The sequence below is a fragment of the Modestobacter italicus genome (assembly GCF_019799965.1).
Classification (GTDB): domain Bacteria; phylum Actinomycetota; class Actinomycetes; order Mycobacteriales; family Geodermatophilaceae; genus Modestobacter; species Modestobacter italicus_A.
On record NZ_JABGCJ010000007.1, the window covers coordinates 231,674 to 245,121 of the forward strand.

Annotated in this window: 17 protein-coding genes and 1 riboswitch; of the genes, 12 read left to right on the forward strand and 5 right to left on the reverse strand. The window is 74.4% G+C overall.

The genetic code is table 11. The features are described from left to right. The first annotated feature begins 92 nt into the window (after nucleotides 1-92). The 7 genes from rpsF (at nucleotide 93) to HLA93_RS17670 (ending at nucleotide 5,175) form a co-directional block, all read left to right on the forward strand. The gene (gene rpsF, locus HLA93_RS17640; RefSeq protein ID WP_222195719.1) at nucleotides 93-380 is read left to right on the forward strand and encodes a 30S ribosomal protein S6; all 288 of its coding nucleotides are present in this window, start codon (nucleotides 93-95) and stop codon (nucleotides 378-380) included. A 2-nt stretch (nucleotides 381-382) separates the two neighbouring features. Beyond that, nucleotides 383-880 carry a single-stranded DNA-binding protein gene (locus tag HLA93_RS17645; RefSeq protein WP_222195720.1) on the forward strand — a complete coding sequence of 166 codons (498 nt, stop codon included), beginning with the start codon at nucleotides 383-385 and terminating at the stop codon, nucleotides 878-880. Nucleotides 881-915: 35 nt separating this feature from the next. Continuing rightward, on the forward strand, nucleotides 916-1,152 hold the full coding sequence (rpsR, locus tag HLA93_RS17650; protein ID WP_222195721.1) for a 30S ribosomal protein S18: 237 nt from the start codon (nucleotides 916-918) through the stop codon (nucleotides 1,150-1,152). Between the two features lie 11 nt (nucleotides 1,153-1,163). Next, nucleotides 1,164-1,610 (forward strand): 50S ribosomal protein L9, encoded by a 447-nt coding sequence (rplI, locus tag HLA93_RS17655; RefSeq protein WP_222195722.1) that lies wholly within the window; start codon nucleotides 1,164-1,166, stop codon nucleotides 1,608-1,610. Nucleotides 1,611-2,334: 724 nt separating this feature from the next. Beyond that, nucleotides 2,335-3,705, forward strand: coding sequence for a replicative DNA helicase (dnaB, locus tag HLA93_RS17660; protein ID WP_222195723.1), 1,371 nt, complete (start codon nucleotides 2,335-2,337; stop codon nucleotides 3,703-3,705). A gap of 286 nt (nucleotides 3,706-3,991) precedes the next feature. Then, nucleotides 3,992-4,198: a hypothetical protein gene (locus HLA93_RS17665; protein WP_222195724.1), complete on the forward strand. Its 207-nt coding sequence runs from the start codon at nucleotides 3,992-3,994 to the stop codon at nucleotides 4,196-4,198. Nucleotides 4,199-4,308: 110 nt separating this feature from the next. Further along, complete coding sequence (locus HLA93_RS17670; protein WP_308128215.1) at nucleotides 4,309-5,175, forward strand: GmrSD restriction endonuclease domain-containing protein; 867 nt, start codon at nucleotides 4,309-4,311, stop codon at nucleotides 5,173-5,175. 8 nt (nucleotides 5,176-5,183) lie between these two features. On the opposite strand, the gene HLA93_RS17675 is transcribed toward HLA93_RS17670, so the two are convergent. Together HLA93_RS17675 and HLA93_RS17680 are read right to left on the reverse strand one after the other, a co-directional pair. Then, a complete protein-coding gene (locus tag HLA93_RS17675; RefSeq protein ID WP_222195726.1) occupies nucleotides 5,184-5,642 on the reverse strand; it encodes a cupin domain-containing protein in 459 nt (152 codons plus the stop codon). 9 nt (nucleotides 5,643-5,651) lie between these two features. Then, entirely contained in the window at nucleotides 5,652-6,242 is a 591-nt protein-coding gene (locus HLA93_RS17680) for a class I SAM-dependent methyltransferase (protein WP_222195727.1), read from the reverse strand. A gap of 52 nt (nucleotides 6,243-6,294) precedes the next feature. On the opposite strand from HLA93_RS17680, the gene HLA93_RS17685 reads away from it, so the two are divergent. Both HLA93_RS17685 and HLA93_RS17690 read left to right on the forward strand, forming a co-directional pair. After that, nucleotides 6,295-7,653, forward strand: coding sequence for a DNA polymerase IV (locus HLA93_RS17685; protein WP_222195728.1), 1,359 nt, complete (start codon nucleotides 6,295-6,297; stop codon nucleotides 7,651-7,653). 62 nt (nucleotides 7,654-7,715) lie between these two features. Further along, nucleotides 7,716-8,348 (forward strand): hypothetical protein, encoded by a 633-nt coding sequence (locus HLA93_RS17690; RefSeq protein WP_222195729.1) that lies wholly within the window; start codon nucleotides 7,716-7,718, stop codon nucleotides 8,346-8,348. Between the two features lie 12 nt (nucleotides 8,349-8,360). Here HLA93_RS17690 and thiD read toward each other — a convergent pair whose 3' ends face one another. From thiD to thiM, 3 genes are all read right to left on the reverse strand, one after another. After that, nucleotides 8,361-9,179 carry a bifunctional hydroxymethylpyrimidine kinase/phosphomethylpyrimidine kinase gene (gene thiD, locus HLA93_RS17695; protein ID WP_222195730.1) on the reverse strand — a complete coding sequence of 273 codons (819 nt, stop codon included), beginning with the start codon at nucleotides 9,177-9,179 and terminating at the stop codon, nucleotides 8,361-8,363. Then, nucleotides 9,176-9,829, reverse strand: a complete 654-nt coding sequence (gene thiE / locus HLA93_RS17700) for a thiamine phosphate synthase (RefSeq protein ID WP_222195731.1) — start codon at nucleotides 9,827-9,829, stop codon at nucleotides 9,176-9,178. Before thiE ends, thiD begins: the two co-directional genes overlap by 4 nt. Next, entirely contained in the window at nucleotides 9,826-10,620 is a 795-nt protein-coding gene (gene thiM / locus HLA93_RS17705; protein ID WP_222195732.1) for a hydroxyethylthiazole kinase, read from the reverse strand. Before thiM ends, thiE begins: the two co-directional genes overlap by 4 nt. Beyond that, nucleotides 10,613-10,706, reverse strand: a riboswitch (TPP riboswitch). It overlaps the preceding gene by 8 nt. A 103-nt stretch (nucleotides 10,707-10,809) precedes the next feature. Between thiM and HLA93_RS17710 the strand changes: the two genes are divergently transcribed. The 3 genes from HLA93_RS17710 (at nucleotide 10,810) to HLA93_RS17720 (ending at nucleotide 13,448) form a co-directional block, all read left to right on the forward strand. After that, nucleotides 10,810-11,373, forward strand: a complete 564-nt coding sequence (locus HLA93_RS17710) for an NfeD family protein (protein ID WP_222195733.1) — start codon at nucleotides 10,810-10,812, stop codon at nucleotides 11,371-11,373. Next, complete coding sequence (locus HLA93_RS17715; protein ID WP_222195734.1) at nucleotides 11,370-12,908, forward strand: flotillin family protein; 1,539 nt, start codon at nucleotides 11,370-11,372, stop codon at nucleotides 12,906-12,908. The genes HLA93_RS17710 and HLA93_RS17715 overlap by 4 nt, the downstream gene beginning before the upstream one ends. An 84-nt stretch (nucleotides 12,909-12,992) precedes the next feature. Further along, a complete protein-coding gene (locus HLA93_RS17720; RefSeq protein WP_222195735.1) occupies nucleotides 12,993-13,448 on the forward strand; it encodes a GNAT family N-acetyltransferase in 456 nt (151 codons plus the stop codon).

Below are 13,448 nucleotides of genomic sequence, written 5' to 3' on the forward strand. Positions count from 1 at the left end.
TGCTCCCTGCAGGTCCGGGCGCGCGACGCGTGTACGACCCTCCTGCTGCAGATGTACTGCGGCCGCCGAGACCAGAGGAGGTGGGGTTCTCCGTGCGTCACTACGAACTGATGATCATCCTCGATCCCGAGCTCGAGGAGCGGACCATCGCTCCCAGCCTGGACCGATTCCTGACCGTCGTCACCAACTCCGGTGGCACCGTCAAGACCGAGATCTGGGGCCGCCGTCGGCTGGCCTACGAGATCAACAAGAACGCCGAGGGCATCTACGCCATCGTCGACATCCAGGCCGAGCCGGCCGCCGTCGCCGAGCTGGACCGTCAGCTGAACCTCAACGAGTCCATCCTGCGCACCAAGCTGATGCGGCCCGAGGTCCACTGACCATGGCCGGCGAGACCGTCATCACCGTCATCGGGAACCTGACGGCCGACCCGGAGCTGCGGTTCACCCCGTCCGGCGCCGCCGTCGCCAACTTCACCGTCGCCTCGACCCCCCGCACCTTCGACCGTCAGTCGCAGGAGTGGAAGGACGGCGAGGCGCTGTTCCTCCGGTGCAACGTCTGGCGTCAGGCGGCGGAGAACGTCGCCGAGTCGCTCACCCGCGGTTCGCGGGTCATCGTCTCGGGCCGGCTGAAGCAGCGTTCCTTCGACACGAAGGAAGGCGAGAAGCGCACCGTCATCGAGCTGGAGGTCGACGAGATCGGCCCCTCCCTGCGGTACGCCACCGCCAAGGTCACCCGCGCTGCACGCAGCGACGGTGGCGGCGGCGGGTTCGGCGGCGGCGGCAACAGCGGTGGCGGTGGCGGCGGCGGCTTCTCCGGTGGCGGAGCCAGCGACCCCTGGTCGACCCCGCCGGCGTCCTCCGACGAACCCCCTTTCTGATCTCCCCGTACTGATCTCTCCCTGGAGAACCCCAAGTGCCCAAGCCTCCCCCCCGCAAGGTCAAGAAGAAGGTCTGCCAGTTCTGCAAGGACAAGGCGACCTACATCGACTACAAGGACACGACCCTGCTGCGGAAGTTCATCTCCGACCGCGGCAAGATCCGTGCCCGCCGCGTCAGCGGCAACTGCAGCCAGCACCAGCGTGACGTCGCCGTGGCCGTGAAGAACAGCCGCGAGATGGCCCTGCTGCCCTACACCTCCACGGCGCGCTGATCATGAGCACCATGAAGCTGATCCTGACGCAGGAGGTCACCGGTCTCGGTTCCTCCGGCGACACCGTCGAGGTCAAGGGCGGGTACGCCCGCAACTACCTCCTGCCCCGTGGGCTGGCCATGCTGGCCACCCGTGGTGCCGAGAAGCAGGTGCAGAGCCTGCGCCGGGCCCGCGCGGCCCGCGACGTGCGCACGCTCGAGGAGGCCCAGGCGGTCGCCGGTCAGCTCTCCGGGCTGACCGTCACCCTCCCGGCCCGCTCGGGCGACGGTGGCCGGCTGTTCGGCCGGATCACCACCGCCGACGTGGCCGCCGCGGTCTCCGCTGCCGGTGGCCCGGAGCTGGACCGCCGCCGCATCGAGCTGCCCAGCAGCATCAAGAGCGTCGGCACCCACACCGTCACGGTGCGGGTCCACCCGGAGGTCACCGTCCCGGTGACCCTGGACGTCGTCGCAGGCTGATCGAGGCGCCCCCTGAGGGGCGTGCACTGCCCACGAGGGGCGTCGGACTCCGGTCCGGCGCCCCTCGTGGCGTTCCCGGGGCGGAACGGCTGAGCTGCCGCCCACCGTTCTCCACAGCGCCACCCCCAGCGGGGTCCCCGGACAGTGCTCCGGCTCCCCCAGGGGACGTCCGAGCGGTCTGGCGGGCCGCACTGACCGGGCGCCGGTGTCGACACGGCGGCGCGTCCGCCCGTGGACGGCAGGTGAACCCCACGGACGCCGGGGGTGCCGTCCGCGCGGCGGTCGGGCGGCGGCCGGTGTGGTCCGCGGCACCCTCGGGGGGCCCTCGGTTACGCGTGTGACCAGCGGGGATCCCGCGACACGCCCGGGGTGTGGCGAGTCCGGCGAGTTGCGGGATTTCTTCCGTCCACACCCTGGGAAGAGCCGGTGTGCAGGTGACGGGCGGGTGGCGGCGACACGACGACCACGGGTCCCCCGCGGTCTCCACACGGTGACCGCCTCCATCCACCGACTTGTCCACAAGTTGTGCAGAAGGGCGTGCACAGCGGTGTTGGACGTGGGCCCTGCCCGGTTCCTAACGTTCCCCCAGCCACCGCCGGGCGCGAACTGTCGGCGCCCGGTGGTAGCTGTTGTGCGAACAGCTGTTCGAGCTGTGGGAACGAGTGGGACGCGTCGCGCGGGGGCCTCCGGCCCCGGGGCGCGACGGGACGAGGGGGATACCAGCGTGGCGGTCGTCGACGACATCAGCAGGCCGAGGGCCACGGCTCCGGAGTACGACCGGCAGCCCCCGCAGGACGTCGCCGCGGAGCAGTCGGTGCTCGGCGGGATGCTGATGAGCAAGGACGCGATCGCCGACGTCGTCGAGGTCCTGGCGGGCCCGGACTTCTACCGCCCGGCGCACCAGATCGTCTTCGACGTGATCCTCGACCTGTACGGCCGGGGCGAGCCCGCCGACGCGATCACCGTCGCCGCGGAGCTCAACCGCACCGACCAGCTGTCCAAGATGGGCGGCGCGGTCTACCTGCACACGCTGATCGCCTCGACGCCGACCGCGGCGAACGCCGGCTACTACGCCGCGATCGTCGCCGAGCAGGCCGTCCTGCGGCGTCTGGTGGAGGCCGGCACCCGCGTCGTCCAGCTGGGCTACGGCGCGGCCGGCGGCAAGGGCGACGTCGACGACATCGTCGACCGCGCCCAGCAGGAGATCTACGACGTCACCGAGAAGCGGATGAGCGAGGACTACTCGCGCCTCGAGGACGTCCTGCAGCCCACCATGGACGAGCTGGACGCCATTGCGTCACGGGGTGGGACCGCCCGCGGCGTGCCCACCGGGATCCGCGACCTCGACGAGCTGACCAACGGCCTGCAGGCCGGTCAGATGGTCGTCATCGCCGCCCGACCCGGTGTCGGCAAGAGCACGCTGGGGCTGGACATCGCCCGCTCCGCGACGGTCAAGCACCACCTGCCCGCAGCGATCTTCTCCCTCGAGATGAGCAAGCACGAGATCACCATGCGTCTGCTGTCGGCCGAGGCGAAGGTGCCGCTGCACCACATGCGCGCCGGCACCCTCTCCGACGAGGACTGGTCGAAGCTGGCCCGCCGGATGGGCGAGATCGCCGACGCCCCGCTCTACATCGACGACTCCCCGAACATGACGATGATGGAGATCCGGGCCAAGGCCCGGCGCCTGAAGCAGCGCAACGACCTCAAGCTCATCGTCATCGACTACCTCCAGCTGATGACCTCGGGCAAGAAGGTGGAGAGCCGCCAGCAGGAGGTCTCGGAGTTCTCCCGTGCGCTCAAGCTGCTGGCCAAGGAGCTGGAGCTGCCGGTGATCGCGATGAGCCAGCTGAACCGTGGCTCCGAGCAGCGTCAGGACAAGAAGCCGATGCTCTCCGACCTGCGTGAGTCCGGCTCGATCGAGCAGGACGCCGACATGGTGATGATGATCCACCGCGAGGACATGTACGAGAAGGAGTCCCCGCGGGCGGGCGAGGCCGACATCATGCTGGTCAAGCACCGCAACGGCCCGACCGCGAACGTGACGGTCGCCTTCCAGGGTCACTACTCGCGCTTCGTCGACATGGCGAACTGATCGAGGCGGCCCTGGTCGTGGCCGGCGGCGGCGCCGCGGTGACCACCCAGGTCGTCACCGCGTCCGCCGAGCCGGTCGTCGTCGAGAGCGACACCGCCGAGCCGACCACGGTCGAGCCCGCCCCCGGGTCGACCGACGTGGTTGAGCCGACCGAGGTCGAGCCCGCCCCCGAGCCGATCGAGGTCACCGAGCCGACGGCGGACCCGTCCACCGAGCCCGCGCCGACCGAGACCCGTCAGCCCCCGAGGTGCCGACCGCGGCCGAGCACGGCCAGACCGTCTCGTTTGTGGCCCGGTCCAGCTTCGCCACGGGGCGGGAGCACGGTGAGGCCGTCTCCTCGGCGGCCCGCGACAAGGCCGGGGCCGGCGCACAGGTCCCGGACGCCGAGGCCGCGCCCGAGGTCGTCGACGCTCCGCCCGCTGGTGGCCCGGCGGCAGCCGACGCCGCCCACCGAGGCGGTAACGGCAACGGCAACGGTGGCGGACTGGGTTGAGCCGCAGCTCTCACCCCTGAGCGACACGTCACCCGCACCGCGATCGGGTCCGAGGATCGGGCCCGGTCGCGGCCTAGCGTCGGCAGGCGATGACCTCCCCGCCGCTCCACGTGAAACACCGCTCACTCGGCCTCGCTGCCCTGGTCCTCCTGGGCACGGTGGGCTGTCAGCCGGCGGCCGGACCCGCCCCCGGCGCGGTCTCCGAGGCGGGGCAGGTGTCGGTGAGCACCCCGGCCGCCGGGCAGGCCGCGGTCGACGTGCTGGCCACGCTGCCGGTCAAGGGACGGGCGCCGACGACCGGCTACGACCGCGACGAGTTCGGCGCCACCTGGGCCGACGTCGACCGCAACGGCTGCGACACCCGCAACGACGTCCTGGCCCGTGACCTGGTCGACGAGGTGTTCCGGGCCGGCACCCAGAACTGTGTGGTGGAGACCGGCACGCTCGCCGACCCGTACACCGGCGCCACGATCGCCTTCGAGAAGGGCGACGGCAGCAGCGTGGACATCGACCACGTCGTCGCGCTGAGCAACGGCTGGCAGACCGGTGCCTTCGCCTGGGACGAGGCCCGCCGCACCGCCTTCGCCAACGACCCGCTCAACCTGCTCGCCGTCGACTACGCCGCCAACCGGCAGAAGGGCGACGGCGACGCCGCCACCTGGCTGCCGTCCGCCCGCGGGTACCGCTGCGCCTACGTCGCCCGTCAGGTCGCGGTGAAGGCGACCTACGGTCTCTGGGTCACCCAGGCCGAGCACGATGCCATCGCCCGTGTCCTGGACACCTGCCCGGCCGAACCGATCCCGGCCCCGGCCCCCGCGGTGGACGGTTCCGCGGAACCGTCCACCGCCGAGACCAGCACCGAGCCGTTCCCGAACTGCGAGGCGGTCCGGGCGGCCGGAGCGGCACCGCTGCACCGTGGCGACCCGGGCTGGTCCGACCGGATGGACGGCGACGGGGACGGCACCGCCTGCGAGTGACCCGGCGGTCAGTCGCGCAGGTTCAGCTGGTCGTGCTGCAGCGCGAAGGCGTCGATCTCCGCCGGTGACGGCGTCCGGCCGCCGGCGTGCAGCTCGACCAGGCCGGTGAAGTACTCCTCCCGCGGGATGCCCGGGGTGAAGAGGATGAGGAACCGGGCGCCGACGTCCGGCCCGGCCGACCGGAAGCCGTGCACGCTCGAGCGGGGCACGTACACCAGGTCCCCGGCGTGCGCCGTCGTCCACTCGTCGTCGGCGAGCACCGCCAGTGAGCCCTCCAGCACGTGGAAGGACTCGCTGAACGTGCGGTGCAGGTGCGGCCCCGGCCCGCTGCCGCCCGGGGCCATGGTCACCTCGAAGAGGCCGAAGTCGCCGCGGGTCTGGCTGCCGGTGGCGACGAACCGGGTACGGCCGGCGGACGCCTGGTCCTCCTGGCGGGAGAACGTGGCCGGGTCGGGCAGGTACGTCATGCCCCGTGCCTACACCCGGGAGAGCACGGCCACCAGGAAGTCGGCGTCCGGGCCGAAGGGCCGCAGGTCCCAGGTCGACAGCAGGACGTCGGCCGCCCAGCCGGTGGCCCGGGCGTCGTCCAGGAACTCCTCGAACGGGTAGCCGCGGCCGGCGCCGAAGCCGATCGCCGCCCGGCCGCCGTCCACGAGGTGGGCCCGCAGCCGGCGGAGCACCTCGCGACGGGTGCTGGGGGCGAGGAAGGCCATCACGTTGCCCGCGCAGACGATGGCGTCGAACCGGTCGGGCAGGTCCAGCTCGGCCAGGTCGCCGACGATCCAGCGCGGGCCGGGGTGGTCGGCCTCGGCTGCGGCGATCAGCACCGGGTCGGCGTCCACGCCCACCACGGTGTGCCCCGCCTCGGCGAGCACCGCCCCGACCCGGCCCGGGCCGCAGCCGGCGTCCAGCACCCGCGACCCGCGGGGCAGCATCGCGTCGACCAGCCGCGCCTCGCCGGCCAGGTCGGCGCCCTGCGCGGCCAGCGCGCGGAACCGCTCGACGTAGGCAGCCGAGTGGCCGGGGTCGGACTGGGTGATCTGCGTCCATGCGCTCGGCTCGACCATGAGGGGCATCATCGACGCCTCGGGTCCGCGGCGGGCAGGGAGGGGGAGGCGCGTGCGGCGTGAGCCGAGCATCCTGCACCTGGACCTCGACGCCTTCTTCGCCGCCGTGGAGCAGCGGGACAAGCCCTCGCTGCGCGGCCGGCCGGTCGTGGTCGGCGGCACCGGCGGGCGGGGCGTGGTCGCCACCGCCTCCTACGAGGCGCGGGCGTTCGGCGCCCGCAGCGCCATGCCCACCGCCGAGGCGCGGCGGCTCTGCCCACCGGGCACCGCCTTCCTGGGCGGCCGGTTCGCCGCCTACCGGCGGACGTCGGACGTGGTCATGGCGTTGCTGCGGGAGCTCTCCCCGCTGGTCGAGCCGGTCTCGATCGACGAGGCCTACGTCGACCTGGCCGCCGGTGACCACGACCTCTCCGTCGCCGGGGTCACCGCCCTGGCCACCGACCTCAAGGCCCGCATCGCGGTGGCCACCGGTGGGGTCACCGGCTCGGTGGGCATCGGCACCTCCAAGTCGCTGGCCAAGATCGGCTCGGAGCTGCGCAAGCCGGACGGGCTGACCGTCGTCCCGCCGGGGCAGGAGCTGGACGTGCTGCACCCGCTGCCGGTGCGCAGCCTCGGCGGGGTCGGCCCGGCCACCGCCGAGCGGCTGGCGCAAATCTCGGTGAAGACGATCGGCGATCTGCACCGGCTCTCCCTGGTGGACCTGACCAGCCTGGTCGGTCAGGCACACGGCGCTGGGCTGTACCGGCTGGCCCGGGCCGACGACGACCGCCCGGTGATCACCGACCGGGAGGCGAAGTCGGTGAGCGCGGAGGAGACCTTCGCCCGCGACCTGACCGACCCGGCGCGGCTGGCCGCCGAGGTCGACGCGCTCGCCCAGCGGGTGGGCAGCCGGCTGCAGCGCTCGGGCACGTCGGGCCGGACGGTGACGCTGAAGGTCCGCCGGTACGACTTCAGCACGCTCACCCGCTCGCAGACCCTGCCGCACGCCGTCGACGACCCCCGGCAGATCGCCGAGATCGCCCACCGGCTGCTCGCCGCGGTCGACCGCAGCGGCGGCCTCCGGCTGCTCGGGGTCGGCGTCTCCGGGCTGTCGCCCTACGCGCAGGGCGACCTGTTCGCCGAGGCGCTGGCCCCGGTGGAGGACGCCGTCGTGGACGAGGACCCGACCGGCGAGCCGGTGGTCGAGCCGGTGCCGGCGGACCCGGCGCCCGGTCCGGCGGTGGTGGCCTGGTACCCCGGCCAGGACGTCGTCCACCCGGAGCACGGTGCGGGCTGGGTGTGGGGCAGCGGGCTCAACCGGGTGACCGTGCGGTTCGAGGGGCCACGGACGGCGCCGGGCCGGGTGCGCACCCTGGCCGCCGACGACCCGGACCTGCAGCCGGCCGACCCCCCGGACTGGACCACCCCCTGATCGGGTGGGGCAGCCCCTTCGGGGCATGCGCCGGGGCCGGTGGTCACGCCAGACTCACCGACGTGCCCCAGGACCCCGCGAACACCCCGGACGACGACGCCCTCGTCGACCCGGCCCACGGGCCTGCGCTGACCGAGCGGGCGTTCCGGGCCGCAGCCGGACGCGGCGACCAGCAGGCGGCGCTGGAGCTCGCCGTCCTGCTGCGCGAGGCGGGCCGGCAGCTGGAGGCCTGGCACTGGGCCCAGCTCGCTGCCGACACCGGCTCCCGGGCCGCCGCCACCACCCTGGCCTGCTGGCGCTGGGAGGAGAGCCGCGACCCCGCGCTGGAGCCGCAGCTGCGGGCCGGCGCCGAGCACTCCGAGGTCGCCCGCGCCGCGCTGGCCGACCTGCTGCGCAGCACCCGCCGGGTCGAGGAGGCCCGCACCGTGCTCGAGCGCGGTGCCGCCCGCGGCGAGGTGGCCGCCTGGCTGCCGCTGGGCAACCTGTACCGGGACGAGCTGGACGACGTCGTCGCCGCGGAGGCCGCCTACCGGGCCGGCATCGAGGGCGGCGACCTGCACTCGCACCACAACCTCGGGGTGCTGCTGCTGGGTGCCGGGGACGTCGACACCGCCATCGAGCACTTCTCCATCGCCGCTGCCGGCGGGGACGAGCTGGCCGCGCTGGTGCTGCGCGAGGTCCTGGACGAGGGTTGACGGCTCAGCCGGTCACCAGTGCCCGGCGAAGTGGTGGACCGGGCCGTGCCCGGAGCCCACGCCCAGCTCCCCGCCGGCGGTCAGCGCCGCCTGCAGGTAGTCGCGGGCGTCCTCGACCAGCGACGCCCAGTCCGGCTCGTCCCCGGCCAGCCGGGCGCGGGCCGCCAGCGCCGCCAGCGCCGAGGACAGCGTGCAGCCGGTGCCGTGCGTCGACGACGTCGCCACCCGCGGACGGCGGGTCTGCACCACCCCGGCCGCGGTGACCAGCACGTCGACGCTGTCGTCGCCGCCCAGGTGCCCGCCCTTGAGCAGCACCGCGGCCGGCCCCAGCGCGAGCAGCGCGGTGGCCTGCGGGGCGAGCTCGTCGACGGTGGTCGCGGGTGCGACGTCCAGCAGCGCCGCGGCCTCGGGCACGTTGGGGGTGAGCAGGTCGGTCACCGGCAGCAGGTCGGTGCGGACGGCGTCCACCGCCTCGGCCGAGATCAGCCGGTCACCGCTGGTCGCCACCATCACCGGGTCGCACACCACGGGCCCGGCCGGCCGGCCGGCCAGCAGCGCGGCGACCTCGCGCACCACCTCGGCGGTGCCCAGCATCCCCAGCTTGGTGGCGTGCACGGTCACGTCGTCCAGCAGCGTGCGCACCTGCTCCCCCACGAAGCCGGCCGGGACGCCGTGCACGCCGGTGACCCCGCGGGTGTTCTGCGCGGTCAGCGCGGTGAGCACCGCCGTGCCGTAGACGCCCAGGGCGCTGAAGGTCTTCAGGTCGGCCTGGATGCCGGCGCCGCCGCTGGGGTCGCTGCCGGCGATGGTCAGCGCCACCGCCGCGGTCATGCCGGCACCCCGCTCAGTGCGGTGCGCAGCGCCCGGGCCGCCGCGGCCGGATCGGCCGCGGTGCAGATGTCGGAGACGACGCAGATGCCGTCCACCCCGGTCGCGGCGACCGCGGCGGCGTTCTCCGCCGAGATGCCGCCGATCGCCACCGACGCCAGCCCGCCGGCCCGCGCCCGGGCGGCCAGCGCCCGGGCGCCGTCCAGGCCCAGCGCCGCACCGGCGTCGGGCTTGGTGGGGGTGGACCAGACGGGGCTGAGCCCCACCAGGTCGACCACCCCGGCCGGCAGGGCCAGCACGTCGTCGAGCTCGGCGGCGCTGCCCACCGAGACACCGACCAGTGCGCCGGGCCCCAGCAGCGTGCGCGCCTCGGTGGGCGGCAGGTCGTCGGCGCCCACGTGCACCCCGTCGGCGCCGGTGAGCACCGCGACGTCGACGGCGTCGTTCACGATCAGCGCCACGCCCGGCGGCAGCACCGCCTGCACCGCGCGGACCAGCGCCAGCAGGTCACGACGGGAGGCCGTCTTGTCCCGGACCTGGACGGCGGTGACCCCACCGGCGACCGCGGCGGCGACCACCTCCGGCACCGACCGCGGGGCGCAGAGCACCGTGTCGGTCACCAGGTAGAGCGTCGGGTCGAAGCGGGCCCTCATGAGGCGCGGACGTCGGCGGCGGCCAGGGCGTCGCCGTCCACGGCGTCGAGTGCGTCCAGCCACAGCGCGGCGAAGGTGCCCGGCCCGGCGGCCCGCGCGGCGGCGGCCTCGGCGGCGAGCGCCACGTGGGCGTGCGCGGCCACGGTGGCGGTCATCAGGTCGCCGGCGGTGGCGAGGTAGGCGGCGACCACCCCGCCCAGCGCGCACCCGGCGCCGGTGGTGCGGGTCAGCAGCGGCGACCCACCGCCGACCCGGACCACCCGCTCCCCGTCGGTCACCACGTCCACCGGCCCGCTGACCGCGACGATGCCCAGCGTCCGGCGGGCCAGCTCCTGCGCCGCCTCCAGCGCCGCCTCCGGGGAGTCGGTGCTCTCCACGCCGCGACCGCCGTTCCCGGTGCCGGCCAGCGCGAGCACCTCCGAGGCGTTGCCCCGGACGACGGTCGGCCGCAGCTGGACCAGGTCCGCGGCGAGCTCGGTGCGGAACGTGAGGCCACCGACCGCCACCGGGTCGAGCACCCAGGGGCGGCCGGACTCACCGGCGGCGCGGGCGGCCAGCCGCATCGCCTCGGCGGTGCGCTGGTGCACCGTGCCCAAGTTGACCAGGACGGCGGAGGCGACGGCGGCGAACTCCCCGGCCTCGGCGGGCTCGTCGACCATCGCCGGGGCCGCGCCGATGGCCAGCAGGGCGTTGGCCGTGATGGTCTGCACGACCGTGTTCGTGAGGCAGTGCACCAGGGGTGCGGAGTCGCGCAGCGCCGTGCCGGCGGCGCGCAGAGCGGTGGCGTCCACGCCGTGACATCCCTTCGCCAGTGCGAACTGGAGCAGGTTCGACGGGTGTGTTCTCAGTCCCGGGCGGGACACCCCGTGTCAGGCCGGGACGCTAGCACCGAGCCCGGCCACGCGCGGCCGGGATGATCGCCCGCTTGATCACGAGCTCCTGACCTGCGACTCTGTGCGCCGGACCCAGGAGGAGGGCACGTGGACCCCATCGCCGTGGCCTTCCTCGTCGTCGGCGGGCTGGGCCTGCTCGTGCTCGTCGTCGCGCTGCTGGCCGGCGAGCTCGGGGAGATCGGCCCGATCGACGCCGACGGCCCCTTCTCCCTGCCCGCGATCGCCGCGTTCCTCGGTGGGATCGGGTTCGGTGGCGCCGCGGCCACCGCGCTGCTGCCCGCCCTGCCCGGCGCCGTCACCGTGCTGCTCGCCCTGGTGGCGGGGCTGGCGGTGGCGCTCCCGCTGGCCGCCGGCGCCGTCCGGTTGTCGGCTGTGCTGCGGGACATGCCGACCGAGCCGACGCTCACCGCCGACCGGCTGCTCGGTGCCCAGGGGGTCGTCGTCTCCCGGGTGCCCGCGGGTGGGCTCGGCGAGGTCCGGCTCGCCGTGGCCGGCCAGCAGCTCAAGTACCACGCGCGCAGCGACGTGCCGTTGCCCGCGGGCACCCCGGTCTACGTCGTCGACACCCTCACGGAGACCTCCGTGCAGGTCGTCTCCACCGCACCGGAGACGACCGACCCTCTCCCAGACCCCGGAGGAACCCGGCCGTGACCCTGCTCATCGCCATCGGCGGCATCGCCGTCCTCGTGCTCCTGCTCGTGCTGCTGGTGCTCTCCCGGATCAAGGTCGCCGGGCCGAACCAGGCGTTCCTGGTGACCGGCCGGCAGGGCCGCTCGGTCACCGGCACCGACGGGGCGGTCAGCCGGGACATGTCCGGGCAGAAGGTCGTCATGGGGGCCAGCGTCTTCGTCCTCCCGGTGGTGCAGAAGCTGCACTCGATCGACCTGTCCAGCCGCCGCATCCCGGTCGGCATCCGCGGCGCAGTGAGCCTGCAGGGCGTCAAGTGCGACCTCGAGGGCGTCGCGATCGTCAAGGTCGGCGGCAACGAGGGCGCGATCCGCGCCGCGGCGCAGCGGTTCCTCGCCCAGCAGGAGGGCATCGACACCTTCACCTCCGAGGTGCTGGCCGGTGCCCTGCGGTCGATCGTCGGCCGGCTGACCATCGAGGAGATCATCCGCGACCGGGCCGCCTTCGCCTCCGCCGTCGCCGAGGAGGCCGAGTCCTCCTTGACCGGCCAGGGGCTGGTGCTGGACACCTTCCAGTTGCAGGACATCCAGGCCGAGGGCACCTACCTCGCCGACCTGGGCCGCCCGGAGGCCGCGCGGGTGCTCAAGGAGGCCAGCATCGCCGAGGCCCGCGCCCGGCAGGCCGCCCAGCAGGAGCAGCTGCTCGCCGACGAGGCGATCGCGGTCTCCCAGCGCCAGTTGCAGCTCAAGCAGGCCGAGATCGACGCGGAGATCGACGCCGCCAAGGCCCGCGCCGCGGCCGCCGGCCCGCTGGCCCAGGCCGCCCAGGACCAGGAGGTGCTCACCGCGCAGGAAAAGGTCGCCGAGCGGACGGCGGCGCTGACCCAGGCGCAGCTGGACACCAAGGTGCGCCGTCCGGCCGACGCCGAGCGGTACCGCGTGGAGCAGGAGGCCGAGGGCCGGAAGAACTCCGCCATCCTCACCGCGGAGGCGCAGCGGCAGGCCACCATCGCGGCCGCCCAGGCCGCGGCCGAGCAGGCCCGGCTGTCCGGTGAGGGCGAGCGGGCCCGCCGTTCGGCGCTGGCCGAGGCGGAGGCGATCGAGGGCGCCAAGCGCGGTGAGGCGGAGAAGCAGCGCCGTCAGGCCATCGCCGACGCGGTCGAGCGGGAGGGCGCCGCGGAGGCCGCCGCGATCCTGGCCCGCGGCAAGGCCGAGGCCGAGTCGATGGACGCCCGCTCCGAGGCGTTCGCCAACTACGGCGAGGCCGCGATCCTCGACCTGCTGGTCAAGGTCCTCCCCGAGGTGGTGGCAGCCGCCTCGGCCCCGCTCTCGGCGGTGGAGAAGATGACCGTCATCTCCGCGGACGGTGCCGGTTCGCTCGGCCGCTCGGTCGCGGCGAACGTGGCCCAGGGCCTGCAGCTGTCCGGTGACCTCACCGGCCTGGACGTCGCCGCGATGCTCAAGCGGCTGGGCAGTGGGGCCGCCGACGGCGTGGGCGAGTCGGCGCCGGTGACCCGTGTGCCGCTCGACGGCAACGGGGCCGCACCGGCCCGCGACTGACGCGCAGGCGCTCCGCGGGAGCGTTCGCGGGTCCGATGTGCTGGGGTACCCGCGGCCGTCGGGCCCGCCTGCGACGATGACGCCGTGACCGACGCCCCCACGCTGCGCACCGCCCGGTTCGCCGAGCTGACCCCCGCCGAGCTGTACGGGCTGCTGCGGCTGCGGGTCGACGTCTTCGTCGTCGAGCAGGAGTGCCCGTACCCGGAGCTGGACGGCCGGGACACCGAGCCGACCACCGTGCACCTGTGGTTCGCCGACGACGAGGGCACGGTGCTGTCCACCATCCGCCTGCTGGAGAACGGCGAGGACCGGGCGATCGGCCGGGTGGCCACCGCCGCCTCGGCGCGTGGCCGAGGGCTGTCGGCCCAGTTGGTGCGGCGGGGCATCGAGCTGTGCGAGGGGCGCACCATCGACATCGGGGCGCAGGCGTACCTGGAGTCCTGGTACGAGCGGTTCGGTTTCCGCCGGTCGGGGCCGGACTACCTGGAGGACGGCATCCCGCACCTGCCGATGCGGCTGGCGGGCAGCCACCCGGGCTGA

Excerpts from the sequence above, each read along its gene's own strand:
- HLA93_RS17645 (WP_222195720.1), top strand. The coding sequence starts at position 383 with ATGGCCGGCGAGACCGTCATCACCGTCATCGGGAACCTGACGGCCGAC.
- rplI (WP_222195722.1), top strand. The coding sequence starts at position 1,164 with ATGAAGCTGATCCTGACGCAGGAGGTCACCGGTCTCGGTTCCTCCGGC.
- HLA93_RS17675 (WP_222195726.1), bottom strand. The coding sequence starts at position 5,642 with ATGACGTACCTGCCCGACCCGGCCACGTTCTCCCGCCAGGAGGACCAG.
- HLA93_RS17680 (WP_222195727.1), bottom strand. The coding sequence starts at position 6,242 with ATGGTCGAGCCGAGCGCATGGACGCAGATCACCCAGTCCGACCCCGGC.
- thiD (WP_222195730.1), bottom strand. The coding sequence starts at position 9,179 with ATGACCGCGGCGGTGGCGCTGACCATCGCCGGCAGCGACCCCAGCGGC.
- thiE (WP_222195731.1), bottom strand. The coding sequence starts at position 9,829 with ATGAGGGCCCGCTTCGACCCGACGCTCTACCTGGTGACCGACACGGTG.